We start from the raw sequence: 23,321 nt of genomic DNA on the forward strand, positions 1-23,321 counted from the left end.
GAAGGCGCGGACGGCGGACCTCGGCAAGGCGATCGCGGAGGCCGTGTAGCGGCCGCCCGCCTCCCGCCACAGCTCCTACCGCCCGGTGAACTTCGGCGGGCGCTTGTCCTTGAAGGCCTGGACGCCTTCCTTGTGGTCGGCGGTCTGGCGCACCAGCCCCATGTGCGAGGAGACGAGGTCGAGGTGCGTGCGCAGGTCGAGGCGCATGGACTGGTAGACCAGCCTCTTTATCATCCTTATAGGTATCTGCGGCCCGTCGGCGATCTGGCGCGCGAGCGCGTAGGTCTCCTCCGCCAGCTTGTCGGCGGGGACGACGCGATTGACGATCCCGAGCTCGAGCGCCTTGGGCGCCTCGATGAAGTCGGCGGTCCAGAGCAACTCGAGCGCCTTGGCCGTGCCGACGAGGCGCGGCAGGAAATAGGTGTCGCCGTCGCCGGGCACGAGCCCGACGCGGACGTAGCCCGTCGAGAAGCGCGCGGTGTCGGCGGCGATGCGCAGGTCGCACATCACCGACATGCCCATGCCGGCGCCCACCGCCACGCCGTTGATCATCGCGATGACGGGCTTGTCCATCTGCTCGAGCGTCTTGGGCACGCGGTGGATGCCCTCCCAGAGCCCGTTCTTGCCGTCGAGCGCCGAGGGCTCGCCCTGGCCCATGCGCGCGACGTCGCCGCCCGCGCAAAACGCCTTGCCGGCACCCGTCACCACGACCACGTTGACGTCGGGGTCACGCTGGGCTTCGTTGAGCGCCCAGGCCCACCGGTCGATCATGGGCCCGGTGAACGCGTTCATCTTCTCGGGGCGGTTGAGCGTGAGCGTGGCGACCTTGTCCTTGACGTCGTAGAGCAGCTCGTCGGTCTGGGCGGTCATGGCTCTCCTCAGGAGGCGACGGTGGTCGCCGAAAACTTGCGGTTGCGGTGCTCGCCGGAGGTGACAGGCGGGTACTTGGCCGGGTTGCCGGGCCCCTCGCAGCTCGGCAGGCACTCGATCAGCGCGTCGTAGTTCGGCTGGTGAAAGAAGGCGAGCGAGATGCGCTGTGTGCCGAGCTTCGCGTCGCGCGGCGGATTGAGCACACGGTGGAGCGTTGAGATCCACTTGTCGTTCGTCCAGTGCATCATGAGATCGCCGATGTTGACCACGAAGGCATCCGGCACCGGCAGCACGTCGAGCCACTCGCCCTGCCGGGTCTTAACCTGGAGGCCGCCCGGCGCGTCCTCGATCTTCAGAATCGTCATCGTGCCGTAGTCGGTGTGCTCACCGGCGCGGAGCTGCCCGGGCAGCGGCGGCTCTGCCTGGTCAGGGTAGTTGATCGCCCGCACGCGGCTCGCGTGCTTGTCGATCCTGTCGGCGAAGAAGCGCTCGGGCAGGTCGAGCGCGACGGCGAAGACGCGCATGATGTCGGCGGCCAGCCGCTCCATCTCCCGATAGTAGGCGCGCCACACCGAAGGCAGCTCGGGCGGCTTCTCGGGCCAGACGTTCGGAACGAAGTGCGGCGCTCCCTCGGGCCCACGAAAGTAGGCGGTGTCGGGGACGTCCATCGGCCCCTCGTAGAGGCCCTCCTTGACGTCGGCGGGCGCGGCCCTGCCGAGCCCGTAGGAGAGCGCCTCTTCCCCGATCGGGCCGTAGCCGCGGCTCCGGTCGCGCCCGCGAGCCTTCATCTTCTCCTCCAACGGAAGCGCGAAGAATCGCTTCGAGACGTCGTACATCGCGTCGACCTGCTCGCGCGGCACGCCGTGCCCCGTGACGATCAGGAACCCGATCTCCTCGCACGCCGCGCCCACCTTGGGCGCCACGCGACGCCGCCCGTCGGCGGAGCCGGCGAGAAAGGGCGCGATGTCGATGAGCGGAACTTCGCGGAGAGCCATGGGATCTGAGCGCTGCGGGGTCCTAGTCCTTCGGGAGTCCGAGCACCCGCTCGCCCAGGATGTTGCGGAGGATCTCCGAGGTGCCGGCGCGGATCCCGCTGCCGCGGGCGAGCAGCGCGTAGAACTCCCACTGGCCGTCGTCGGGGGCAAGCGCGCTCGGCGCGGCGATCTGCGAGTAGGGGCCGATGACCTCGGTGGCGACGTCGGCCAGCTCCTGGTCCACCTGGCTCCAGAAAAGCTTGGAGGTCGAGCCCTCCGGGCCCGGGTGCGCGCCCTGGAGGATCCTGGTCAGGCTTCGGTAGCCGTTGAGCTGGAGGCAGCGCTCTGCGACCTGGAGACCCGCGATCTTCTGTCTCAGCACCGGATCCTTGGATGCCGGCTTGCCGTTTCGCATCGTACGCTTCGAGAGCGCGATCAGGCGTTCGAGCGCCGTGCGCAGGCTGATGTGGCGGATCATGGTCAAGACGTCGCGCTCGTGGGCCAGCGTCGTGATAGCCACGCCCCATCCCTCGTTGACCTTGCCGACCACGTTCGACGCCGGCACGCGCACGTTCTCGAGGAAGACCTCGTTGAACTCGGCCTCGCCCGTGATCTGCCGGAGCGGCCTGATGCTGATGCCCGGCGTCTTCATGTCCACGAGGATGAAGGTGATGCCCTTGTGCTTGGCGGCGCTGGGATCCGTGCGGACCAGGAAGAACCCCCACTCGGACACGTGCGCCATGCTCGTCCAGACCTTCTGGCCGTTGATGACGTACGAGTCGCCGTCGAGGACGGCGCGCGTCTGGAGATTGGCCAGGTCGCTGCCGGCGTTGGGCTCGGAGAAGCCCTGGCACCAGATCTCCTCGGCGTTCAAGATCTTGCCGAGGTGACGCGCCTTCTGCGCGGCCGTGCCGTGGGTCATGAGCGTGGGACCGAGCATGGAAATGCCGCCGCGGTTGACCGGCTGCGGCGCCTCGGTCCGCGACATCTCTTCGTAGAGGATGATCTGCTCCATGAGGGACGTGCCGCGGCCGCCGTACTCGGCGGGCCAATCGAGCCCGACGTAGCCCGCCTTGTGCAGCGTGCGCTGCCACTCGCGCAGCCGGTCCACTTCCTGCCGGTCGGCGCGCGAGGCGGCGAAGGCCCGGCCCTTGAGGTCGGCCGGCACGTTCTCGAGGAGCCAGGCGCGGGCCTCGGCGCGGAAACGCTGCTGCTCTAGCGTGAAGTCGAAGTCCATGGAGTGCTCTCCGGGCGCGCGCTACACCAGGCCGGGATCGGGCTTGGCGGTGACGCCGTTGATCTTCCACTGGCCGCTCTCGAGCACCAGCTCGTAGAACGCCTCGATGCTGTTGCCGTTGGCGCCGCGGATCTTCACCGAGAGGTAGACGTGGCCGTTCGGCGCGACGGCGGATGCCGCGATGGTGGCGAAGGTCGAGTGGGCGATCTCCGGGTATCCCATCTTGACCATCTGCTCGAAGGCGGGACGGCTGAACTGCTCCTTGATCTCGGAGGACGCGAACGTGTACGCCGTGTCGAAGTCGCCGCGGCGGAACGCTTCGAGCTGCTTGATGACGGGCTCGGTCGCCTCCTTCGGCGCGGGCTTCGCCGTCTGCGCCAGCGCGGGCAGCGCCGGCACGAGCAGGAGCAGCGCGAGGATGAGAGTGTACATAGGCCTTTAGTGCATCACCGAGCCGCCATCGACGTTCAGCGCCTGTCCCGTGATATTCCGCGCTTCTTCCGACGCGAGGAACGTCGCGGCCCAGCCGATGTCCTCGGGCGTCTGCTCGCGCTTCAGGGGGATGATGTCGCCGATGCGCTTGTCGAAGACCTGGCGCGCCGTCATTCCCTTGAAGGCGGGGTTCGTGTCGGCGAGGTACTGGGCGAGCTTCTGCCAGAAGGCCGTCCACAGCACGCCGGGGCAGATCGCGTTGACGGTGATCCCGTGCACCGCCAGGTCCTTGGCGAGCACGCGCGTGAAGGTGATGACGCCGCCCTTGGCGACCGAGTAGGGCGGCATGGTCTGGGCCGCCAAGGGCCCGGCGATGGAGGCAATATTAATGATACGGCCCGCCTTCCGCTCGATGAAGTAGGGCGCGATCTCCTTGCACGTGAGGAAGACCGACTTGAGGTTGACCGCGTAGGTTGTGTCCCAGTCCTCTTCCGAATTATTGGTGAAGGGCATGCCGGGCGCGGAGGCCATGCCGGCGTTGTTCACCAGGATGTCGATCCGGCCGAGATCCTTCTTGATTCGATCGATCGAGGCCTTGACGTCGGCGGCCTTGGTCACGTCACAGCGCATTGATACCGCATTGCGCCCGAGGGCTTGGACTTCCTTCACCACGGCCTCGGCGTTGGCGTCCTGGATGTCAGGGATGGCGATGTCGGCGCCCTCCTTGGCCATGCACAACACGATGCCACGCCCGATGCCCGCGCCGCCGCCGGTCACCACCGCCACCTTGCCCTGGAGTCTCATCGCTTCGTCTCTCCTGTCGTGACTGCGTAGCGTTCCAGCACGGCGCGATCCACCTCGAGGCCGAGCCCGGGCCGCTCGGGGACCCCGATGATAGCACCGGCGCGCTTGAGCGGCTCGGTCGCCAACTGTTCGCGGAAGGGATTGGGCGTCCTGTCGAGCTCGAACCACAGCTCGCCCGGGATCAGCGCCGCCGGATTCGGCGGCAGCGAGGCCGCCCATTGAACGCTCGCGTGGAGCCCCACCGCGCTGCCCCAGACGTGCGGATAGACCGTGACGCCCCACGTGTTGGCCAGCGCGGCGATGCGAGCGGCCTCGGTGAAGCCGCCGCAGCCGCAGATGTCCGGCTGGAGGATGTCCACGCAGCGGCGCGCGACGAGCGCGCGGAAGCCGAAACGCGCGTACTCGGCCTCGCCTCCCGAGATGGGTATCGTGAGCGCCCGCTTCACCTGCAGGTAGCCGTCGAGGTCCTCGGGCACCACCGGCTCCTCGAACCACGCGATGTCCAGGGGCTCGATGAGGCGCCCGAGCCGGATGGCCGTCATGGCGTCGTAGGCGTGGTTGGCGTCCACCGCGAGGCGACACTCCCGGCCGATCGCGTCGCGCACCGCCCGCGCATTGCGCGCGTCCTCGTCCACTCCGAAGCCGACCTTGAGTTTCATCAAGCGAAACCCGTCGTTGATATAGGCGCGCGCCTCGGCGGCGAGCGCGGCGGCGTGGTCGGGGACGTCGTGACGGTAGAGTCCCGTCGCGTACGCCGTGAGCTGAGTGCGGAACGCGCCGCCCAGGAGCTTGGCCACGGGCTGGCCGAGGATTTTGCCCTTGAGGTCCCACAGCGCAATATCCACCGCCGAAAGCGCCGCCACAGGGAAGCCCGTGCGGCCGTAGTCGCGCATCGCCGCGTAGAGCTCTTCCCAGATGACCGTCGTGTCCATGGGGTCGCGGCCGATGAGCCGCGGCGCGTAGAGTTCGTCGATGATGGTCCGGCTCGGGGCGGGCGGCCCGTAGGCCTCGCCCCAGCCGGAGCGGCCGTCGTCGGCCACGATCTCGACCAGCATGGCCGTCCGCGCGGTGACGTGGGCTTGAGAATATGCGAACGCCTCGGCCGGTGTCAGCTCCACGCGCAGATGGTAGGTTCTAATCCGTTCGATTTTCATGGCGCCGGCCATTCTATACTGGCGCGCACCCCAACCCAACCGTGCCAAACCCTACGCTGGAGGAGACACCCCATGGCAGGCCCCGAGCTTCGCAGCAGGAACTGGTTCGGCAAGAAGGACCTCGACGGTTTCGCCCATCGCTCCTGGCTCAAGGCCGAAGGGTGGAGCGACCAGATGTTCGACGGCCGCCCCGTCATCGGCATCGCCAATTCCTGGTCGGAGCTGACCACCTGCAACTCGCATCTCCGCCAGGTTGCAGAGGCCGTCAAGCGCGGGGTGCTCTCGGCCGGCGGCTTCCCGCTCGAGTTCCCGACGATCTCGCTGGGCGAAGTCCTCATGAAGCCCACGACCATGCTCTTCCGGAATCTCATGGCCATGGACGTGGAGGAGTGCATCCGCGCCTACCCGCTCGATGGTGTAGTCCTCCTGTCGGGCTGCGACAAGACGACGCCGGCGATGCTGATGGGCGCCGCCTCGGCCGACGTGCCGGCCATCATGGTCACGGGCGGGCCCATGCTGCGCGGCATGTGGGGGCAGGAAGAGCTCGGCTCGGGCACCGACAACTGGCGCTACTGGGCCGAGCTGCGCGCCGGCCGCCTGTCTGAGGAAGAATGGTGCGAGATGGAGTCGTGCATGTCCCGCTCGGCGGGGCACTGCATGGTCATGGGCACGGCTTCGACCATGGCCGCGATGGCCGAGGCGCTCGGCATGACGCTGCCCGGCAACGCGGCCATCCCCGCGCCCGACTCGCGGCGCATGGCGCTCGCCGAGATGAGCGGGCGCCGCATCATGGACATGGCGCGTGAAGGGCTCAAGCCGTCGAAGATCCTCACCGCCAAGGCCTTCGACAACGCGATCCGCGCCGACATGGCCATCGGCGGCTCGACCAACGCGATCATCCACCTGGTCGCCATCGCGGGACGGGCCGGCGTGGAGCTTCCGCTCTCGCGCTTCGACGAGCTGTCGCGGACGACGCCGTTTCTGGTCAACGTGCGCCCCTCGGGCAAGTATCTGATGGAAGACTTCTTCTACGCGGGCGGGCTACCCGTGGTCCTGAAGGAGCTCCTGCCGCTCCTCCACCGCGACGCGCCCACCGTCACGGGCGCGTCCATCGCCGAAAACGTGGCGAGTGCTAGAAACATGAACCCGGACGTCATCCGGTCGCTCGCGATGCCGATCTCGAGCGAGGGCGGTACGGTCATCCTGACGGGCAACCTCTGCCCGAGCGGCGCCGTGCTCAAGCAGTCGGCCGCCTCGCAGCATCTCCTGACCCATCGTGGGCGCGCCGTCGTCTTCGAGGACCACCACGACCTGCACGCGCGGATCGACGACCCGGATCTTCCGGTGGACGAAACTTCCGTGCTCGTCCTCAAGCGGGTCGGGCCCAAGGGCGCGCCCGGCATGCCCGAGTGGGGGGCCGCGCCCATCCCGCAGAAGCTCCTCAAGAAGGGCGTCAAGGACATGGTCAGGATCTCCGACGCCCGCATGAGCGGCACCTCCTACGGGACCGTGGTCCTTCACGTCTCGCCCGAAGCGGAGGTGGGCGGACCGCTGGCGCTGGTGGAGAACGGGGACGAGATCGAGCTCGACGTGCCGAACCGCCGCCTGACGCTCCGCGTCCCGGACGAGGAGCTGGCGCGCCGCCGGGCGCTCTGGAAGCCGCGCCCTCCCCACTTCACACGGGGCTACGGCAGGCTCTTCCTCGACCACGTGCTCCAGGCCCACGAGGGAGTGGATTTCGATTTCCTTCGCGGGCAGACGCCGGTGAGGTCGGAGGACACAGCGGGCCCGAGCCACTCGTAGCCGCGCTCAGATCCCCGCTGCGGGCCCGAGGAAGCCGCCCGCGCTTCTGAGCCTCCGCCGCGCCTCGACGGCCGTGACGCGGCGCCGCGCCATCACGACCGCGACCTTGGCGCTCCCGCCCGCCTGATCGAGAAGCTTCCCGGCGCGCGCCGCGCTCACTTGCCCGAGATCCCGCACGAGCCGCCGGGCGCGGGCGCGGAGCTTAGCCGAGCGCGGCTGGAGATCCACCATCTGGTTGCCGTGGACCTTGCCGAGCCGCGTGAAGGCGGCGGTGGTCAGCGTGTTAAGGGTGAGCTTGGTCGCGGTCCCCGCCTTGAGCCTGGTCGAGCCCGCGAGCACTTCCGGCCCGACCCTGAGGGCGATGACAATTCGTGCCGCCGCGTGAGGCACTGAAGGATTGCACGTCACGAGCACGGTGAGCGCGCCGCGCCTGCGGGCCTCGCCGAGCGCCGCGCGGACAAAGGGCGTGACGCCGCTCGCGGCGATGCCCACGACCGCGTCGCGACGATCGGCCCGCCCGCGGACCGCGCGGGCTCCCGCGCGGGCGTCGTCCTCGGCGCCCTCCACCGAGCGGAACACCGCCCGCCGCCCGCCGGCCATGACCGCCTGGACCTGGCCGGGGCGCGTATTAAAGGTAGGGGGGCACTCGGCCGCCTCGATGACCCCCAGCCTGCCGCTCGTGCCGGCGCCCACGAAGATGAGCCTGCCGCCGCGGCTGAGGCGCGCCACTATGGCCGTGACCGCGCGGCCGATGGCCGGGGCCGCCCTGCCGACGGCCTTCACCGCTTCGCGATCGGCTCGGTTCATCAAACGCGCGATCGCGACGGGGCTCAGCCGGTCGAGCGCGCGGCTTCGCGGGTTGGGGCGCTCGGTGGGCAGGCGGTCGTAGTGAATCCTCGCCATGCTCCTCACCACTTCCACAATGCGGATGACGGGACCGCATGCAGCTTCGATCCGAAGGGGACGATCCGATTGCCCATGTAGAGGACGATCCCCCGGTGGAACCGCCGCCCGGCTATATCCTCCAGGATGGAAAGGCCGCGGAAGTCATCGCCGCTGAGATTCTCAGCCGTCTTGACCTCGATCCCGATGATCCGGCCATCGACCTCCAGGACGACATCCACCTCCGCACCCTTCTGGCTCCGGAAATGGAACACCTCAGGCCTCTTCATATGCCAGGAGGCCTGCTTCACCAATTCCATCGTCACGAAATTCTCGAACAACCTGCCAAACACCTCCCGATCGGCTTCCAGGCGTTCCCGGGACAGTCCCAGCAAGGCCGCCGCTAAACCCGTGTCCGCGAACAGGAGTTTCGGCGTCTTCGTGGCCCGATTGCCCAGATTCCTCGACCAGGCCGGCACGGTACGGATCAAGAAGGTGGTTTCCAGCAGCGACATATAGCGCTGCAGGGTCGTGTACGAGATGCCGATCGCGCTGTTGATGCTCGCCAGATTCAAGACTCCGCTTGTCCGAGCGGCGAGCAGGGCAAGCAACCGTGGCAGCGCGGTCAGTCCCTCGATGTTCGCGAGGTCGCGTATGTCCCGCTGGAGCACGCCGGTCACGTAGGAGCCGAACCAGGCTCGGCGCCGGCCTTCATCCCGTCTGTAAACCGCGGGATAGCCGCCACGGAGGACACGACCGAGAATCTCCCTCCGCCTTACCCGAAGAGGCGCAGATGGGAGGCGGGCTCCCAAGAGGACGTCCACGAACCCCTCCCGGCGTCCGGCGATCTCACCCTGAGACAGCGGCCAGAGGGTCAGATGCTCCATTCGCCCGACCAGGGAATCGGCGATCCGCGGGATCATGAGCACGTTCGCTGACCCCGTCAGAAGGAACCTGCCGGGCCGGCGCCGTCGATCAACGACCGCCTTCATGGCCAGGAACAGCTCCGGCACGCGCTGAACCTCGTCGATCGCGACCAGCGTGTCGAACTGTTCGACAAACGCCGTAGGGTCCGCCTTCGCAGACGCCAGAGTCGTGGCATCGTCCAACGTCACGTATCGATTCTTGGGAACGAGCGTCCGGGCAAGGGTGCTCTTTCCCGTCTGACGCGCGCCGACAAGCAGGGCCACGGGCGTATCGCCCAGCGCCGCCTTCAAGTTCGTCTCGATATGTCTCCGAATCATGGGTATATTTTACCCATTGAATGGTGAATTTCTACCCACTATTCGATGAGCCCGAACCCCGTAAACGCGGTTTACGTCCTGGACCCAAGACCATCCATCTCGCTTGGTCCAGCCGTAAGTCGGGCCTACTATAAAGGTCCATGGCCGCCGTCCTGTCGGGCCTCGACGTGCTGGTCTCGCGGTTCCCGTCTCTCCTTCACGGGCGCACCGTCGGCCTTCTCTGCCACCAGGCTTCTGTCACCCGCAACCTAAGTCATGCGGCGCGCGCCATCGGCGCTATCCGCGGCGCGAAGCTCCGCCGTCTCTTCGCGCCGGAGCACGGCCTCATGGGAGCCGCCCAGGACCACGCGAAGATCGGCGCCGAGCGCGACGCGCTGACCGGTCTCCCCGTCGTGAGCCTGTACGGTAAGCGCCTCGCCCCCGACCCGCGCGCGCTCGAAGGGCTCGACGCCCTCGTGGTGGATCTCCAGGACGTGGGCGCGCGTTATTACACCTTCGTCTGGACGATGGCGCTCGCCATGCGCGGGGCCGCGCGGGCGGCACTGCCGGTGGTCGTGCTCGACAGGCCGAATCCGCTCGGTGGCGAGAAGCTCGAAGGCAACATGCCGGATCCGCGCTTCGCCTCGTTCGTCGGTCTCTATCCCCTGCCGACGCGACACGGCATGACGATCGGCGAGCTGGCGGGCTATCTCAACGACACGCACGGGCTCGGATGCGACCTGACGGTGGTGCCGATGCTCGGCTGGCAACGCGCCATGCGCTGGGAGGACACGGGGCTGCCCTGGGTGGCGCCGTCGCCGAACATGCCGACGCCGGACACGGCCCGCGTCTATCCCGGCGGCTGCCTCGTCGAGGGCACGAATCTCTCCGAAGGCCGCGGCACGACGCGGCCGTTCGAGTGGATCGGCGCCCCCTTCCTCGACGGGTCGCGGCTGGAGCGGGCGCTTACGCGCAGGCGGCTGCCGGGAGCGCGCTTCCGCGCGATCGGCTTCGAGCCCGCCTTCCACAAATGGAAGGGGCGGCGCTGCGGCGGCGTGCAGGTCCACGTGAGCGATCCGGAGCGGTTTAAACCCGTCGCGACCTACATCGCGCTCCTAGCCGAGGCGCGCAGTCAGGCCCCGCGACACTTCAGGTGGCGGAAGCCGCCGTACGAGTTCGAGCGGCGCACGCTCCCCATCGATCTCCTCGGCGGCGGCCCGTCCATTCGCCGCGCGATCGAGGATGGGGCGCCACTCGGGCGCCTCGAAGCCTCCTGGCGCCGCGACCTCGCCGGCTTCGCCCGCGCGCGCCGCCCGTTCCTTCTCTATAGATGACACTCGAGACGCTCGTGGGCCGCCGTCTCATGTTCGGCCTGCCGGGACCCGACCTGAGCGACGCCGATATTCGTCTGTTCCGCGAGACACAGGCGGCAGGCCTCATGCTGTACCGGCGCAACTTCGAGACGCCCGAGCGCCTTCACCGCCTGCTGACAGGCCTCGAGGAAGCGCTCGGCCGCAGGTTGCTGGTTGCCACCGACCATGAGGGCGGGCGCGTCATCATGCTCGGCCGCGCCGTCACCATCTTCCCCGACAACCTGGCCGCAGGCACCGCGGGAGAAGTAAACTTCGTCAACCGCCAGGGACTCTTCGAGGGCCGCGAGCTGCGCAGGCTCGGCGTGGACGTGAACTTTTCCCCGGTGCTGGACGTGCTGACCGAGCGCTACAGCCCGAACATCGGCATCCGCTCCTATGGCAAGGACCCGGCCCTTGTAGCGCGCTACGGCGCCGCGCGCATCCGCGGGCTCCAGTCGGCCGGCGTCTCCGCCTGCGCCAAGCACTTCCCGGGCAAGGGCCACGCGACCAAAGACGCCCACCTGGGCCTGCCCGTCATCGACTCCGACTGGAGCGAGATGCACGCGACGCACGTGCCGCCGTTCCTCGCGGCCATCGAGGCGGGAGTGGACTGCATCATGACCTCGCACCCGCTCTACCCACGCCTCGACCCCGCGCCGGACACGCCCGCGACCTTCTCGCGGTTGATCGTCGCGGAGTACCTGCGCGACGAGATCGGCTACCGCGGCGTCATCGTCTCGGACGACCTCGAGATGGGCGCGATCGGCGAGATCTGCACTGTGGGCGAGGCTACGGTGCGAGCGGCGGCGGCGGGGCACGACCTGCTGCTCGTCTGCCACACGCCTGCGCGCCAACGTGAAGCCCATGCCGCCCTGCTCGATGCCTACAGCGCCGCGGACTTGCCCCCGCGGGGACTCGAGCAAAGCGCCGCGCGCCTCGACGCGCTCGCGGCCAAGCGCTCCGCGCGATTCGAGGGCGGCCCGCCACGCCCCGAGCGCGACGGCGAGGCTCTCGCCAAGGCTCTCGCCACCCGCGCCGTGACGCCGGTGACCCCGCCCAGCGCCGCATTCAGCCGCGCCCTCAACGGTCGAGTGGTCGCCGTCTTTCCACGGTTGTCGTCGCTGGCCGAGAGGGTCACGGTCGAGGACGCGATGCTGGACGAGACGCGCTTCGTCACCCAGGCGCTGGCGCTCTACGGCATCGAACCCGTGGTGGAGGTGGTCGGCGTGGAGCCGAGCGAAACCGAGATCACACGCGCCGCCTCGACGGCCCGGGGCGCCGACGCGACCATCCTCTTCCTCTACGACGCCCACCTCTACCCGTCCAGCCGCGCGCTGCTGGATGCGCTCCAGAAGTCGGCGCGCGCCCTCGGCGTCGTGCTGATGCGCGACCCGTGGGACGCGGAGTATCTCGCCCAAGGCGTCGTCGGCATCACTGCCTACGGCTGGCGCCGCTGCCAGCTCGACGCAGCCCTCGCCCGTCTCCTCGCCCCCGCTCGTGCGAAACCCAGAGCCTAGCGCCCTCAGCTAGAGCCGGCTTGGTCCCGCGCTCTCTCCGGCCCTGTCACAGAACCACGCGAAAGCTTCTCGAGGTTTGGATGGCGGCCTGCCACCGAGGATGGCTTGACTTGTTCTCGACCGCCCGTCAAGGGTTACCGAGGTATCCTGACAAGTACGCGAATCCAGTACAACGTGGAGCCCTGGAACTTCTTGGGTCGGGATCACGAGTACACTTTCCTCGTAGAGGAAACACGGGTGCCACTCGGCTCGCTTGACCCCACTCGTTGAGCCGCGCTAAAGTGCGCCACGTCCCGAAAAGGTGGTGTGAGGCCCGGCATGAACTGTTCTCAGTGTCAGGCAGAGAACCGCGAGGGGGCACGATTCTGTCGCGAGTGCGGCGCACTGTTCGCTCCCGTCTGTTCGAGCTGCGGCGCGAAGGTGGAGGCCGGAAGCACGTTCTGCGATAACTGCGGAACACCGCTGGCGGCGACTCCCACACCGACACCCGAGCCATTACATCTTGTCAGGGCCGAGGCCGCCACTGCCGAAGACTTCACCGAAATCGTCCGCGCCTCGAAGAGTCCCGCAGAGGCGCAGCGCCGGCAACTCACGGTGATGTTCTGCGACCTCGTCGGATCGACAGAGCTGGCAGCCCGGGTCGATCCCGAGGTGCTCCGCGACGTGGTGCGCTCCTACCAGCAGGTATGTGACGCCGTGATCCGCCAGCTTCATGGCAATGTCGCGCAGTACCTCGGCGACGGTCTGCTCGTGTATTTCGGGTATCCGGTCGCCAGTGAGGACGACCCTCGGCGCGCCGTACGAGCCGGCCTCGGCATCATCGAGGCGATCGCAACGCTGAACGCGCGCCTGCAACGCGAGAAGGGGATCACGCTTGCGGTCCGTGTCGGCATCCACACGGGGCTGGTCGTGATCGGGGAAATCGGCGGAGCGAGCCGGCGCGAAGAGTTGGCGCTCGGCGAAACACCGAACGTCGCGGCGCGCCTCCAGGCCATCGCAGAGTCCGATACCGTCGTGATCAGCGCCGCGACGCATCGACTCCTGCGGGGATCGGTCATGGTGACTGACCTCGGCGCGCAGGTTGTCAAGGGGCTGCCGGCACCGCTGCGCGCGTACCGGGTCCAGGGTGACGGCGGGGCGGCGAATTCGCTGGAAGCTTCGGCAGCGGAGGCACTCACGCCGCTGGTAGGACGCGATCAGGAAGTCGGCCTGCTCCTCGACCGTTGGGAGCACGTCAAAGATGGACGCGGCCACGTGGTGTTGCTCAGTGGCGAGCCCGGGATCGGCAAGTCGCGGCTGGTTCGGGTCTTGAAAGATCACATCGCTGCGGAGGGGTACCTCGGGTGGGAATGTCGCTGCTCTCCCTACCACCAGGACAGCGCCCTCTATCCGCTGATCGACCTCTTCGAGCGCGCGCTCCAGTTCGATCGAGATGACGCGCCACCCGAGCGGGTCGCGAAGATCGAAGCAAGACTCGTCCGATATGGTCTGGCCCAGCCCGAGGCGGTGTCGCTCTGGGCCGCGTTCCTGTCCGTTGCGGTTCCCGACCAGCACCCGCCATTGAACCTCACGCCTCAACGCCAGAAGGAGAAGACGTTCGAAGCCATCGTGGCCCAGCTTTTGGCGCTCGCCGCAGAGCAACCGCTCCTCTTCATCGTCGAAGATCTTCACTGGGCTGACCCGTCCACGCGCGAGCTCGTCGATTTCGTCTTCGGTCAGGTGCCGGCTGCATCGATCTTGATGCTCATGACGTCGCGCCCGGAATTTCGACCGCCGTGGGCCCATCGCAGTCACTTCACCTACCTCACGGTGAACCGAGTGACACGAAAGCAGACCGAACTGATGGTCGAGCGAGTGACGGGCGGAAAGTCGCTGCCCGCCGAAGTCCTACAGCAGGTCGTTGCAAAAACCGACGGCGTTCCCTTGTTCGTGGAAGAGCTCACGAGAATGGTGCTCGAATCCGGTTTGCTTCGAGACCAGGGCGACCGCTACGAGCTGACCGAGGCGCTTCCTCCGTTGGCGATTCCCTCGACGCTCCAGGATTCGCTCATGGCCCGGCTCGATCGCCTGGGCACGGTGAAGGAAGTGGCGCAGGTCGGCGCGGCGCTCGGGCGCACGTTTCCGTACGAGCTCCTGCGCGCCATCGCATCCATCGACGACAGGACGTTGCAGGCCGCGCTCGAAAAACTCGGCGAGTCCGACCTGCTCCATCAGCGCGGGGTGCCTCCCGATGCCACGTACATCTTCAAGCACGCGCTGATCCAGGAGACCGCGTACCAATCGATGCTGATGAGCCGGAGGAAGCAACTTCACACGAGAATTGCTGACACGCTTGTCGAACGATTCCCGGGGACGACCGGAACGCAACCCGAGCTCGTAGCCCACCACTACACTGAGGCCGGTCTGGCCGATCAGGCGGTCGACTATTGGCAGCGAGCGGGCCAACGCGCGGTCGAACGGTCAGCGAACCTCGAAGGCATTGCGCACTTCACGAAGGGACTGAACGTCCTGGCGACGCTGCCCGACAGTCGCGACCGGCGGGAGCGCGAGGTCGCTCTGCGGACGGCCCTGGGGCCGGCCCTGATGTCCACGAAGGGCCTCGGAGCGCGCGAAGTCGAACAGAACTACACGCAAGCGCTGGCGCTGTGCCGACAGTTGGGCGGGAGGTCAGAGCTCTTCGCCGTGCTCAGAGGGCTCTGGGAATTCCACGAGCTGCGCGGGGATCTGAAGACCGCACTGGAGCTCGCTGAAGAGCTGTTCCGGCTGGCCCTGGCCGTCGACGACGACGCGGCGTTGCGGTTGGTTGCCCACGATGTCCTCGGCGACACCCTGTACTGGCTCGGTGAGTTCACCCGCTCCCTGGAACACCTGGAGCGCGGCATCGAGTTGTATCGATCCGACGAGCATCGCGTCCTCGCCCACCAACACGCAGGCTATGACCCTGGCGTCGCATGCCGGAGTTTTTCAGCGGTTGCGCTGTGGTACCTGGGCTATCCCGATCGAGCCGTCCGACGTAACGAGGAGGCCATCGCGCTTGCGCGTGAGCTGTCCCAGACGTTCAGCATGATCTTGGCCGTGGAGTTCGGCGCCGTGGTCCGTCACCTTCGTCGAGAGGCCCCACTCGCCAAGGCCTGCGCCGAGACCGACATCGCCTTGTCGACGGAGCAGGGGAATGCGTTCTTTCTCGGCTGTGGCATGGTCGAGCAAGGCTGGGCGATCGCGCAGGAAGGGCAGGTGGACGAAGGCCTCGCGCTCATCGTGCGCGGAATGGACGTGTGTCGGAGCTCCGGAGCCGTGCTCGAACTGCCGCACTGTTGGGCATCACTCGCTGAAGCCTATCGCGGCGCCGGCCGCATCGAGGAGGCGCTGCAGGCGGTCGCCGAAGGCCTGACGCACGCGCGAGAGACGTCGGCCCGCTTCAACGAGGCCGAGCTGTATCGGCTTAAAGGCGAGCTGCTCCTGGCGGGCGCCGGTCCCGGGGCAGAGGACGCGGAACGTTGCTTTCGTCAGGCCGTCGAGATCGCTCGACACCAGAGCGCCAAGTCGCTCGAGCTGCGGGCCGCGACGAGCTTGAGCCGTCTGCTCCAACGACAGGGCAAGCGCGAGGATGCGCGACGCCTGCTGGCGGAGGTCTACGCCTGGTTCACCGAAGGATTCGACACCGCCGACCTGAAGGATGCGCGGGCGTTGCTCGACGCATTGGCGATCGACTGATGTGCTGTCCCCGCTGCTAAGCTGAGAATCGCGACTTAGGCTCACTCGGCTCCTGAAGTGCGCGTAGCCAGCATGATACCCGTTCTCGTTCGTGGGGCTATCCTTGGGGACCATCCCTACAGTGCGGATAGTGGCCGCTGCCATCACGCCGATACTGTCGAATCATCAGCGACCGTCGGACCTCGGTTGGCGGAGGTACCCGCCATCACGGAGCTAGCGTTCGTCCCGCCGTTCGAGGGCCTGAAGGTCAGATGACGGCGTCGCGCCGCAGGCGCTCGATTTCGGCCGGCGCGTAGCCCGCTTCAGCGAGGATCTCGTCCGTGTGCTCGCCGAGGGTCGGCGGCTCCCGGTCGATGCCCGGGCTGCCGTGCGCGAGCCTGAAGCCCGCGCCCACGAGTCGCATCGGTCCATAGCGCGAGTCGACCGTCTGCAGCACGTCGCGGTGCTTGAGCTGCGGGTGCTCGACGATCTCGTCGATCTTCCAGACGCAGGCGCACGGAACGTCGGCCGCGGTGAGCCGCGCCTCCCAGCTCTTGGGATCGTCCGTCGCCAGCGCGCCTTCGATGACTTCGCGGAGCGCCGCCACGTTGTCGGTCCGCGCCTGCCAGTCCTTGAACCGCGGGTCGTCGAGCGCGTCGGCGCGCCCGATCGTGCGCATGAGTCTCACGAACTGCTTTTCCGTCAGCACGGAGAGGACGATGTACCCATCCCGCGCCCGGAAGCGGCCGGCCGTCGGCTTGCGGCTGACTGAGTCGTTGCCGATCTGCCGCTGCTCGATGCCGGCCACGGTGTACTCGGACACGGGGCCGGGGATGAAGGCGAGCGCGGCGTCGAGCATCGCGACGTCCACGAACTGCCCCAGCCCGGTGTGGGTGCGCTGGTAGAGCGCGCTTGCCACCGCCAGCGCCGCGGTGATGCCGCCGATCGTGTCGCAGATCGCGAAGCCGGCGCGCATCGGGCCGCCCGCGGGCTCGCCGGTGATCGACATGATCCCGGACATCGCCTGCAGCTTGCCGTCGAAGGCGGCCGTCGTCCGCTCCGGTCCCGTGTGGCCGAAGCCCGAGACCGCGCAGTAGATCAACCGCGAGTTTATCGCAGACAGCGCCTCGTAGCCGACCCCGAGCTTGTCCATCACACCGGGCCGGAAGTTCTCCCACACGACGTCGGCCGTGGCGACGAGCCGCTTGACCACCTCGACCGCCTCCGGCCGCCTGAGGTCGAGCGTGATGCTGCGCTTGTTGCCGTTCACCGCCAGGAAGCCCGGCGGCATCTTGCGGTCCGCCCACTCCTTGCTGATCAGCTGGCTGCGCGTCTCGTCACCGTCGCGCGACTCGATCTTCAGGACGTCGGCGCCGAGGAGCGCCAGCTGGTAGGTGCCGTACGGGCCCGCGAGGTACCGGGTGAAGTCGAGGATCCGGACGCCGGCGAACGGCTTGCTCATACGCCGTCTTTTTCGCGCTTAGCTTTCGCCACGGATTTCACGACGTCGAACTCCTTGCGCCGCTCGGCGATCTCCTCCGGCGTCAGCTTGGCGAGGTCGTAGAAGTCGAGCTTCCAGGACGCGTCGTCACGCCATCTCTGCGGCGACTGCGCCGTGGTCCGGCCCGCGGGTGCTCCCTCCAGCACGCGCAGCGCCAGCTCCAGCGTGGCCGACTGCGACTCGACGTCGAACGGGCGTCCGGCGGAGTTCCCGAGCGGGAAATCGCTGAAGAGGAAGCGCGGGACCCCACAACGCTCCACGATGTCCTTGGCGCATCCCATGATGACGGTCGGGAGGCCGTTGGCCTCGAGATGCCTGGACACCAGACTCACGGTCTGGTGACACACGGGTCAGCTCGGGACGAGCACGGCCACGTCCGCGCCGTCTTCCCTGCACCGCCGGAGGAGCTCCGGCGCGTCCGTTTCCATCGTCACCCGGTGGCTCCGGTTCGTCGGCGCGCCGTAAAACCGCGGCGTCAGCGTGCCGATCCGTCCCGCCTTCACGGCCTCATGCAGGCGCGCCAGCGGAAACCAGGTGTTCGGATCCTCGGCCGTGGTGTGCTTACGGTCGTACCCGACGTGCGAGATGCGCAGTTCGGGCACCGTCTCCGAGGTATCAGAGTAGACCTTGTAGAACTTGGCGGCGGCGTTGTACTTCGCTCCCGGCCCCTGGTCGCCGAGCCCTGGCTGGTACGGCGCGGCCGTCGTGATCAGGGCCACGCGCGCCTTCGCCAGAGACATGGTGAGCGGCGTGAAGGGCACGTCGTCGAAGTGCGCCCAGCGATACGCGCCGTAGCCGAGCGCCAGGTAGTAGTCGCGCGTGCGCTGGATGTACTGGATCGGCACGTCGTGCTCAGCGGCGAATACCTTCGGATCTCCCATATGGGGCACTATAACTGGATTTCGAGCCAGGCGCGGTGGTTGATGCGGCCGGTCAGGCGTGAGAGCAGGTTGGTCAGGCGCATCTGCCAGCCGTACTTTGCCTGAAGCGCCGCGTAGGCGCGCTCGATCGAGCGGGGCTCCGTCAGGATGCGCGCGGTGGCCTCCCGCCACTCGCCACGAACCCGACCGCGCGCATCCGAAGGCGCGACCCGCGCCCGCTGGGAATGCCGCAGCCGCTTGACCTTGCCCGATTGCTCGGCGGTGAACACGTAGAGCCTGCCGTCGGCCGCGGCGAACCAGACAGGCGTCGCGACCTCGGCGCCGTTAAGGCGGTATGTGGCCAAGCTTATGTAGCGGGCCCGATCGAGTTCGGCGACGCCGGCTGCTACCATCGCGCCGATCGTGCCAGATCACCGGGGACAGGTCAAACCGGGGACGGGCACTTGATGCTATTCTCCCTGCCATGATCGAGGTTCGCCGCCTGGGGCCACAAATCGGCGCCGAGGTCCAGGGAATCGACGTCAAGACGCTCGACGACGGGGGCTTCGCCGTGATCTATCGGGCGTGGCTCGATAGCAACGTCCTCGTGGTTCGGGACCAGGACCTCCAGATCGAAGACTTCCTGCGCTACAGCCGCCGCTTCGGGCTCGTCCAGCCGCACCCGTCGAAGGCGACCCGCCACCCCACCTATCCCGAGATCACCCTGCTGGGCGTCAACAAGTTCGGGCCGGACGGCGCGCTCGACATGGCCATCTATCGACGCGGCGCCGAAGGATGGCACACCGACGGCGCGTACGATCAGGAGCCGTTCAAGGCGACCCAGCTCTATGCCCTCGCCGTTCCCAGCACCGGCGGCGACACGCACTTCGCCAGCATGTACGCGGCGTACGATGCGCTGCCGCAGGCGCTCCAGCGGCGTCTTGACGGCGTTCTGGGGGCCTTCACCTATGGCGGCCGCCGGAAGGCGACGGCGTTGCTGAACAAAGAGGACCGCGACTGGACGCCCGTCTTCCATCCGATCATCCGCACTCATCCCGAGACCGGGCGGAAGGGGCTCTACTTCGATCCCGGCAAGATCCTGCGCATCGAGGGTCTCGACGAGCGCGAGAGCGACGAGATGATCGAGGAGCTGACCGGCCGCATGATCCAACCCGACGCCGAGTACCGCCACAAATGGCGCAAGGGCGACATCGTCATCTGGGACAACCGCTGCTCGTACCACAGGGCGGCGGGCGACTACCCGCCCGAGGAAGACCGCATCCATTGGCGCGTCTCGATCAAGGAGCACGCCGCCGCGGGCAGGGTCGCCGCCAAGTAGCATGCGCACGATCGACATTCACGCTCATGTCGTCCCCCAGTCGCTGTGGCGCGCCGCCGACGCCGGCGCTGCGTGGTACGGCTATCGGCACGAGCCGGGCGAGGGCATCGGCACCGTCGTGGGCAACGGCAAGCGCACCGGCTTCACCTCGCCCAAGGTGCGCTTCACGGCGGAAGAGCGGATGGAAGACATGGACGCGCAGGGCGTCGACGTCCAGGTCATCTCGATCCACACGCCGTTCTTCGGCTACCACCTCGACCCCGCGCAGGGCCGGCAGCTCGCGCGGGAGGTCAACGACGAGATCGCGGGCATGACGCGCCGGTGGCCCCGGCGCTTCGCCGGCCTCGCCACGCTGCCGGTGCAGGACGTCAAGGCGGCGATCAACGAGTTGGAGCGCGCGGTGACCGTCCTCGGCCTCAAGGGCGCCGAGCTCGACACGCAGGTAAACGGCCTACAGTGGGACGAGCCGAAGTTCCTGCCGTTCTTCAAGGCCGCCGAGGCGATGGGCGCCGTGCTCTTCTTCCACCCGCAGCCGCAGCATAACTTCCTCATGGAGAGGACCCCGCGCGACGGCCTCTTCAACAGCCTCGGTGTCATCCTCGACGACGCGATCGTCGTCGCGATCCTGATCGCGGGCGGCGTCCTCGAAGCGTGTCCCAATCTCCGCGTCTGCATCGCCCACGGCGGCGGCCCGGCGTGCTACGCGATGGGACGCCTCGACCGCGGCTGGCAGGGCCGCCCCGAGGCTCGCCGCATCCCCCAGCCGCCGAGCGCCTACCAGCGGCGCCTCTACTACGACTGCGTCACGGGCAGCGAGGCCGCGCTGCGCTTCCTGCTCGACCAGGTCGGCGCCGACCGGGTGGTGCTCGGCAGCGACTGGCCGTTCGTTCCGTGGCATCCTTCTCCCGTCGCCTGGGTCAAGGGGCTCGAGAGCCTGACCCAGGACGAGAAGGAGCGCATCCTCTGGCGAAACCTCGAGGCCCTGCTGGGCATGCAGGAGGACTCTCATGGCTGACATGAAGGTGATTCGTCTCGCCGACACCGAGATCGTCAAGTTCGGTCCGGACGCCGTCTACCAGCTCATCCTCGGCGACGATGCGGGCACGACGCCGATACGAACCGGTATTCAGACGTCCCAGCCCGGGTATGTCGCGCCGGTGCATTCGCACCCCTACATGGAAGTCCTGCACGTCCTCGACGGCTCCGCCGAGGCCTGGATGGATGGCCGGGAGGATGACAAGGTCCGGCTGGAAAAGGGCGACACCATCGCGCTGCCTCCGAACGTCCCGCACAGCTTCCGCGTCGTCGGCGATCAGGTGCTGAGGCTCCTGGGCACCCACGTGTCACCCAGGCGGATCGTGGAGTACAAGGACGGCCGTGCGACCGATGCAAGGGGCTACCAGACCCTCGACGGCTGAGGGCTCGGGTCAGGCAAGCCCCCAACTCTTCACCCGTTCAGGCGCGATCCTGAACATCACGCGGTTCGCAGGCATCGCCCGACCACCCCACAGGGTCGCCAGGCGGGGGTATTTCTCGTGGAAGCGCTCGATGAGGGCGCGCCGCTCGGGGCCGTCGGCCAGAAACTCCGCGCGCCCGAGGACGGTCACGCCGCGTATGTCCCCGCCCCCACCGCCGGCCTCGGCCACCACGCAGACCCGAGGGTCACGGCGCAGGTTGCGGACCTTCTGTGTGCCCTCGACGCTGATCATGGTCACGGTCGCCGCGTCGTGGAGGAACCACATCGGCATCGCGAGCGGCGCGCCGTCTGCCCGCACAGTGGCGAGCAGCGCGATCTGCTTGGTCCCGAGGAATGTCTGGATGGCCGGATCGTCGAGGCTCATACGGCGAGCCAGCCGCCGTCGACGACCAGCTCCGTGCCGGTGATGTACGAGGCCTCGTCAGAGGCCAGGAAGAGCACGGCGTACGCGACTTCCTCCACGCGGCCCGGGCGCCGCATGGGCACGCCCGCGAGCATCTTCTCGCGGAACGCGGGATCGGCGGTGGCCTTGGACGTGCGCATCGCCGGCATGACGCCCGGATGCACCGAGTTCACGCGGATGCCGCTCCGGGCGTACTGCACCGCGGCCGACTTGGTCATGAGCCGCACGGCGCCTTTCGAGGCGTTGTAGGCCATGTGTATCCCCTTCTGGCCCACGAAGCCGGAGACCGACGAGATGTTCACGATGGCGCCGCCGCCGGCCTTTTCCATCACCGGAATCGCGTGCTTCATTCCGAGAAAGACGCCCTTGGCATTGACCTCCATGAGCCGGTCCCAGGCAGAGGTGCTCAGGGGGTCCGGATCGAAGGTCCCGCTGATGCCGGCATTGTTGACCAAGACGTCGAGCTTGCCGAACTGCGAGAGCGTGGCCGCGATCGCCTCCTGCCAGGCCGGCTCGCTCGTCACGTCCAGGCGGACGAAGCGACCCATCCCGCCCAGGCCGTCCGCGACCTGCCGCCCTTCCGCCTCGAGCACATCGGCCACAACCACCTTCGCCCCTTCTTTGGCAAAGATGACGGCCTCGCTCTGGCCCATGCCGCTGGCCCCGCCCGTGATCAGCGCGACTTTTCCTCCGAGTCTCATAGCGTTTCCCTTTCCGTGGTCAGAGCGCCCGGCAGGCGAGCCTAGGGCGCGGGATGCGGCATGTCCGGCTGGACCGCCTCTTCGAGCGTGAGCGGCGTCACCTTCAGGAACGGCTCGCGGCGGATCGCGCAGTCCTCGAGGTCGCAGACTGCGCAGTAGGTCCGGTGGCAGGGGTCGGTGTGGAAGACCATCTCCCCCTCGACGCCTAGGTCACGGATCACGCGGGCGGCCACGTCCTCCGAGACCTCGTGGGCCCGCTCCACGCTCCAGAACTCCGGCACCACCAGGTGCGCTTCGACGTGGTGGAATCGCCCCGAGCGGATGGCGCGCAGGTGATGCACGCGGATGACGCCGTGGCCGAGGTAGCCCTGGAGGGCGTTGAGCACGCGGCTCAACAACACGGGGTCCTCCTCGTCGAGGAGCCCGCCCGCGGCGTGACGAACGAGCCTGAAGCCCGTCCACATGAGCGACAGCGCGACCAGCAGGGCGACGATCGGGTCGAGCCACGCGCGGCCCGTCAAGTGCACCAGCAGCAACCCGACGACGACACCCGAGCTGGTCCAGAAGTCCGCGATCACGTGCTGGCCGTCGGCCACGAGGGTCAGCGACTGGTAGCGGCGACCGGTGCGCACGAGGTACCAGCCGAGGACCAGGTTCACGAGCCCGGTCCCGAAGACGATCAGGATTCCCGTGCTGATCTGCCTGACCTCGGCCCCGGCGAGCAGGACCCGCGCCACCTCGTAGACGATCACGACCGAGGCGAAGGCGATGAGACCGCCCTCGAAGGCCGCGGAGAAGAACTCGATCTTGCCGTGGCCGTAAGGGTGGTTGCGGTCGGCGGGGCGCCCGGCGAACAGCAGGCCGCCCAGCGCAAAGACGGCGGCGACCACGTTGACGATGGACTCGAGGGCGTCGGAGAGCACCGCCGTGGAGCGGGTCATTCGGTAGGCCTGGTACTTGGCCGCCAGCATGAGGACGGCGACCACCAGGGAGAGCAGGCCGGCACGGAGCCGGATGCGCGCGTCGTCAGCAACGGACGTTTCTGGGGCAACCGAGGTCTCGGGATTCACGACCCGATTCTACCTTGCCTGCCCGCCCG

At 67.9% G+C, this 23,321-nt stretch carries 21 protein-coding genes; 7 read left to right on the plus strand and 14 right to left on the minus strand.

The window, feature by feature from the left end:
• Window positions 1-75 precede the first annotated feature (75 nt).
• Genes VGV06_10900 through VGV06_10925 form a run of 6 tightly spaced genes read right to left on the minus strand, consistent with a single transcriptional unit; the run spans window position 76 to window position 5,471 of the window.
• On the minus strand, window positions 76-870 hold the full coding sequence (locus VGV06_10900; GenBank protein HEV2055663.1) for an enoyl-CoA hydratase-related protein: 795 nt from the start codon (window positions 868-870) through the stop codon (window positions 76-78).
• 8 nt (window positions 871-878) lie between these two features.
• A complete protein-coding gene (locus tag VGV06_10905; GenBank protein ID HEV2055664.1) occupies window positions 879-1,865 on the minus strand; it encodes a 2-oxoglutarate and iron-dependent oxygenase domain-containing protein in 987 nt (328 codons plus the stop codon).
• 22 nt (window positions 1,866-1,887) lie between these two features.
• A complete protein-coding gene (locus tag VGV06_10910) occupies window positions 1,888-3,081 on the minus strand; it encodes an acyl-CoA dehydrogenase family protein (GenBank protein ID HEV2055665.1) in 1,194 nt (397 codons plus the stop codon).
• 21 nt (window positions 3,082-3,102) lie between these two features.
• Window positions 3,103-3,513 carry a DUF4864 domain-containing protein gene (locus tag VGV06_10915; GenBank protein ID HEV2055666.1) on the minus strand — a complete coding sequence of 137 codons (411 nt, stop codon included), beginning with the start codon at window positions 3,511-3,513 and terminating at the stop codon, window positions 3,103-3,105.
• A gap of 6 nt (window positions 3,514-3,519) precedes the next feature.
• Entirely contained in the window at window positions 3,520-4,317 is a 798-nt protein-coding gene (locus VGV06_10920) for an SDR family NAD(P)-dependent oxidoreductase (GenBank protein HEV2055667.1), read from the minus strand.
• On the minus strand, window positions 4,314-5,471 hold the full coding sequence (locus VGV06_10925) for a mandelate racemase/muconate lactonizing enzyme family protein (GenBank protein ID HEV2055668.1): 1,158 nt from the start codon (window positions 5,469-5,471) through the stop codon (window positions 4,314-4,316). The genes VGV06_10920 and VGV06_10925 overlap by 4 nt, the downstream gene beginning before the upstream one ends.
• A gap of 72 nt (window positions 5,472-5,543) precedes the next feature.
• On the opposite strand from VGV06_10925, the gene VGV06_10930 reads away from it, so the two are divergent.
• The gene (locus tag VGV06_10930) at window positions 5,544-7,274 is read left to right on the plus strand and encodes an IlvD/Edd family dehydratase (GenBank protein ID HEV2055669.1); all 1,731 of its coding nucleotides are present in this window, start codon (window positions 5,544-5,546) and stop codon (window positions 7,272-7,274) included.
• A gap of 6 nt (window positions 7,275-7,280) precedes the next feature.
• Here VGV06_10930 and murQ read toward each other — a convergent pair whose 3' ends face one another.
• Both murQ and VGV06_10940 read right to left on the minus strand, forming a co-directional pair.
• Entirely contained in the window at window positions 7,281-8,177 is an 897-nt protein-coding gene (gene murQ / locus VGV06_10935) for an N-acetylmuramic acid 6-phosphate etherase (GenBank protein HEV2055670.1), read from the minus strand.
• Between the two features lie 5 nt (window positions 8,178-8,182).
• Window positions 8,183-9,373: an ATP-binding protein gene (locus VGV06_10940; protein ID HEV2055671.1), complete on the minus strand. Its 1,191-nt coding sequence runs from the start codon at window positions 9,371-9,373 to the stop codon at window positions 8,183-8,185.
• Between the two features lie 167 nt (window positions 9,374-9,540).
• Here VGV06_10940 and VGV06_10945 point away from each other — a divergent pair, with 167 nt between their 5' ends.
• The 3 genes from VGV06_10945 (at window position 9,541) to VGV06_10955 (ending at window position 15,962) form a co-directional block, all read left to right on the plus strand.
• Window positions 9,541-10,713 carry a DUF1343 domain-containing protein gene (locus VGV06_10945; protein ID HEV2055672.1) on the plus strand — a complete coding sequence of 391 codons (1,173 nt, stop codon included), beginning with the start codon at window positions 9,541-9,543 and terminating at the stop codon, window positions 10,711-10,713.
• Window positions 10,710-12,248: a beta-N-acetylhexosaminidase gene (gene nagZ, locus VGV06_10950; protein ID HEV2055673.1), complete on the plus strand. Its 1,539-nt coding sequence runs from the start codon at window positions 10,710-10,712 to the stop codon at window positions 12,246-12,248. The genes VGV06_10945 and nagZ overlap by 4 nt, the downstream gene beginning before the upstream one ends.
• A gap of 318 nt (window positions 12,249-12,566) precedes the next feature.
• On the plus strand, window positions 12,567-15,962 hold the full coding sequence (locus VGV06_10955) for an adenylate/guanylate cyclase domain-containing protein (GenBank protein ID HEV2055674.1): 3,396 nt from the start codon (window positions 12,567-12,569) through the stop codon (window positions 15,960-15,962).
• A 247-nt stretch (window positions 15,963-16,209) separates the two neighbouring features.
• Here the strand turns inward: VGV06_10955 and VGV06_10960 are convergent, their stop codons facing one another.
• The 3 genes from VGV06_10960 to VGV06_10970 are packed head-to-tail and all read right to left on the minus strand — an operon-like array spanning window position 16,210 to window position 18,715.
• The gene (locus tag VGV06_10960; GenBank protein HEV2055675.1) at window positions 16,210-17,403 is read right to left on the minus strand and encodes a CoA transferase; all 1,194 of its coding nucleotides are present in this window, start codon (window positions 17,401-17,403) and stop codon (window positions 16,210-16,212) included.
• The gene (locus VGV06_10965; GenBank protein ID HEV2055676.1) at window positions 17,400-18,323 is read right to left on the minus strand and encodes a glycine/sarcosine/betaine reductase selenoprotein B family protein; all 924 of its coding nucleotides are present in this window, start codon (window positions 18,321-18,323) and stop codon (window positions 17,400-17,402) included. The genes VGV06_10960 and VGV06_10965 overlap by 4 nt, the downstream gene beginning before the upstream one ends.
• Before the next feature lie 8 nt (window positions 18,324-18,331).
• Complete coding sequence (locus tag VGV06_10970; protein HEV2055677.1) at window positions 18,332-18,715, minus strand: PPOX class F420-dependent oxidoreductase; 384 nt, start codon at window positions 18,713-18,715, stop codon at window positions 18,332-18,334.
• Between the two features lie 71 nt (window positions 18,716-18,786).
• Here VGV06_10970 and VGV06_10975 point away from each other — a divergent pair, with 71 nt between their 5' ends.
• From VGV06_10975 to VGV06_10985, 3 genes are read left to right on the plus strand one after another with little or no spacing between them, the layout of a single operon-like run.
• Window positions 18,787-19,641: a TauD/TfdA family dioxygenase gene (locus VGV06_10975; protein HEV2055678.1), complete on the plus strand. Its 855-nt coding sequence runs from the start codon at window positions 18,787-18,789 to the stop codon at window positions 19,639-19,641.
• Window position 19,642: 1 nt separating this feature from the next.
• Entirely contained in the window at window positions 19,643-20,656 is a 1,014-nt protein-coding gene (locus tag VGV06_10980; protein HEV2055679.1) for an amidohydrolase family protein, read from the plus strand.
• On the plus strand, window positions 20,649-21,059 hold the full coding sequence (locus tag VGV06_10985; protein ID HEV2055680.1) for a cupin domain-containing protein: 411 nt from the start codon (window positions 20,649-20,651) through the stop codon (window positions 21,057-21,059). The genes VGV06_10980 and VGV06_10985 overlap by 8 nt, the downstream gene beginning before the upstream one ends.
• 9 nt (window positions 21,060-21,068) lie before the next feature.
• Here the strand turns inward: VGV06_10985 and VGV06_10990 are convergent, their stop codons facing one another.
• Genes VGV06_10990 through VGV06_11000 form a run of 3 tightly spaced genes read right to left on the minus strand, consistent with a single transcriptional unit; the run spans window position 21,069 to window position 23,292 of the window.
• The gene (locus VGV06_10990) at window positions 21,069-21,482 is read right to left on the minus strand and encodes a TIGR03618 family F420-dependent PPOX class oxidoreductase (GenBank protein ID HEV2055681.1); all 414 of its coding nucleotides are present in this window, start codon (window positions 21,480-21,482) and stop codon (window positions 21,069-21,071) included.
• Window positions 21,479-22,222 carry a glucose 1-dehydrogenase gene (locus VGV06_10995; GenBank protein HEV2055682.1) on the minus strand — a complete coding sequence of 248 codons (744 nt, stop codon included), beginning with the start codon at window positions 22,220-22,222 and terminating at the stop codon, window positions 21,479-21,481. The genes VGV06_10990 and VGV06_10995 overlap by 4 nt, the downstream gene beginning before the upstream one ends.
• Window positions 22,223-22,263: 41 nt before the next feature.
• The gene (locus VGV06_11000; GenBank protein ID HEV2055683.1) at window positions 22,264-23,292 is read right to left on the minus strand and encodes a cation diffusion facilitator family transporter; all 1,029 of its coding nucleotides are present in this window, start codon (window positions 23,290-23,292) and stop codon (window positions 22,264-22,266) included.
• Between the last annotated feature and the right edge of the window lie 29 nt (window positions 23,293-23,321).

This window comes from Candidatus Methylomirabilota bacterium, assembly GCA_035936835.1.
GTDB lineage: Bacteria > Methylomirabilota > Methylomirabilia > Rokubacteriales > CSP1-6 > AR37.

Bases quoted from the DNA above. Each gene is read 5' to 3' on its own strand.
- murQ (HEV2055670.1), bottom strand. From the start codon at position 8,177: ATGGCGAGGATTCACTACGACCGCCTGCCCACCGAGCGCCCCAACCCG.
- VGV06_10915 (HEV2055666.1), bottom strand. From the start codon at position 3,513: ATGTACACTCTCATCCTCGCGCTGCTCCTGCTCGTGCCGGCGCTGCCC.
- VGV06_10930 (HEV2055669.1), top strand. From the start codon at position 5,544: ATGGCAGGCCCCGAGCTTCGCAGCAGGAACTGGTTCGGCAAGAAGGAC.
- VGV06_10980 (HEV2055679.1), top strand. From the start codon at position 19,643: ATGCGCACGATCGACATTCACGCTCATGTCGTCCCCCAGTCGCTGTGG.
- VGV06_10925 (HEV2055668.1), bottom strand. From the start codon at position 5,471: ATGAAAATCGAACGGATTAGAACCTACCATCTGCGCGTGGAGCTGACA.
- VGV06_10920 (HEV2055667.1), bottom strand. From the start codon at position 4,317: ATGAGACTCCAGGGCAAGGTGGCGGTGGTGACCGGCGGCGGCGCGGGC.
- VGV06_10990 (HEV2055681.1), bottom strand. From the start codon at position 21,482: ATGAGCCTCGACGATCCGGCCATCCAGACATTCCTCGGGACCAAGCAG.
- VGV06_10955 (HEV2055674.1), top strand. From the start codon at position 12,567: ATGAACTGTTCTCAGTGTCAGGCAGAGAACCGCGAGGGGGCACGATTC.
- VGV06_10985 (HEV2055680.1), top strand. From the start codon at position 20,649: ATGGCTGACATGAAGGTGATTCGTCTCGCCGACACCGAGATCGTCAAG.
- VGV06_10995 (HEV2055682.1), bottom strand. From the start codon at position 22,222: ATGAGACTCGGAGGAAAAGTCGCGCTGATCACGGGCGGGGCCAGCGGC.
- VGV06_10960 (HEV2055675.1), bottom strand. From the start codon at position 17,403: ATGAGCAAGCCGTTCGCCGGCGTCCGGATCCTCGACTTCACCCGGTAC.
- VGV06_10905 (HEV2055664.1), bottom strand. From the start codon at position 1,865: ATGGCTCTCCGCGAAGTTCCGCTCATCGACATCGCGCCCTTTCTCGCC.
- VGV06_10910 (HEV2055665.1), bottom strand. From the start codon at position 3,081: ATGGACTTCGACTTCACGCTAGAGCAGCAGCGTTTCCGCGCCGAGGCC.
- VGV06_10975 (HEV2055678.1), top strand. From the start codon at position 18,787: ATGATCGAGGTTCGCCGCCTGGGGCCACAAATCGGCGCCGAGGTCCAG.
- nagZ (HEV2055673.1), top strand. From the start codon at position 10,710: ATGACACTCGAGACGCTCGTGGGCCGCCGTCTCATGTTCGGCCTGCCG.
- VGV06_10900 (HEV2055663.1), bottom strand. From the start codon at position 870: ATGACCGCCCAGACCGACGAGCTGCTCTACGACGTCAAGGACAAGGTC.
- VGV06_10945 (HEV2055672.1), top strand. From the start codon at position 9,541: ATGGCCGCCGTCCTGTCGGGCCTCGACGTGCTGGTCTCGCGGTTCCCG.
- VGV06_10970 (HEV2055677.1), bottom strand. From the start codon at position 18,715: ATGGTAGCAGCCGGCGTCGCCGAACTCGATCGGGCCCGCTACATAAGC.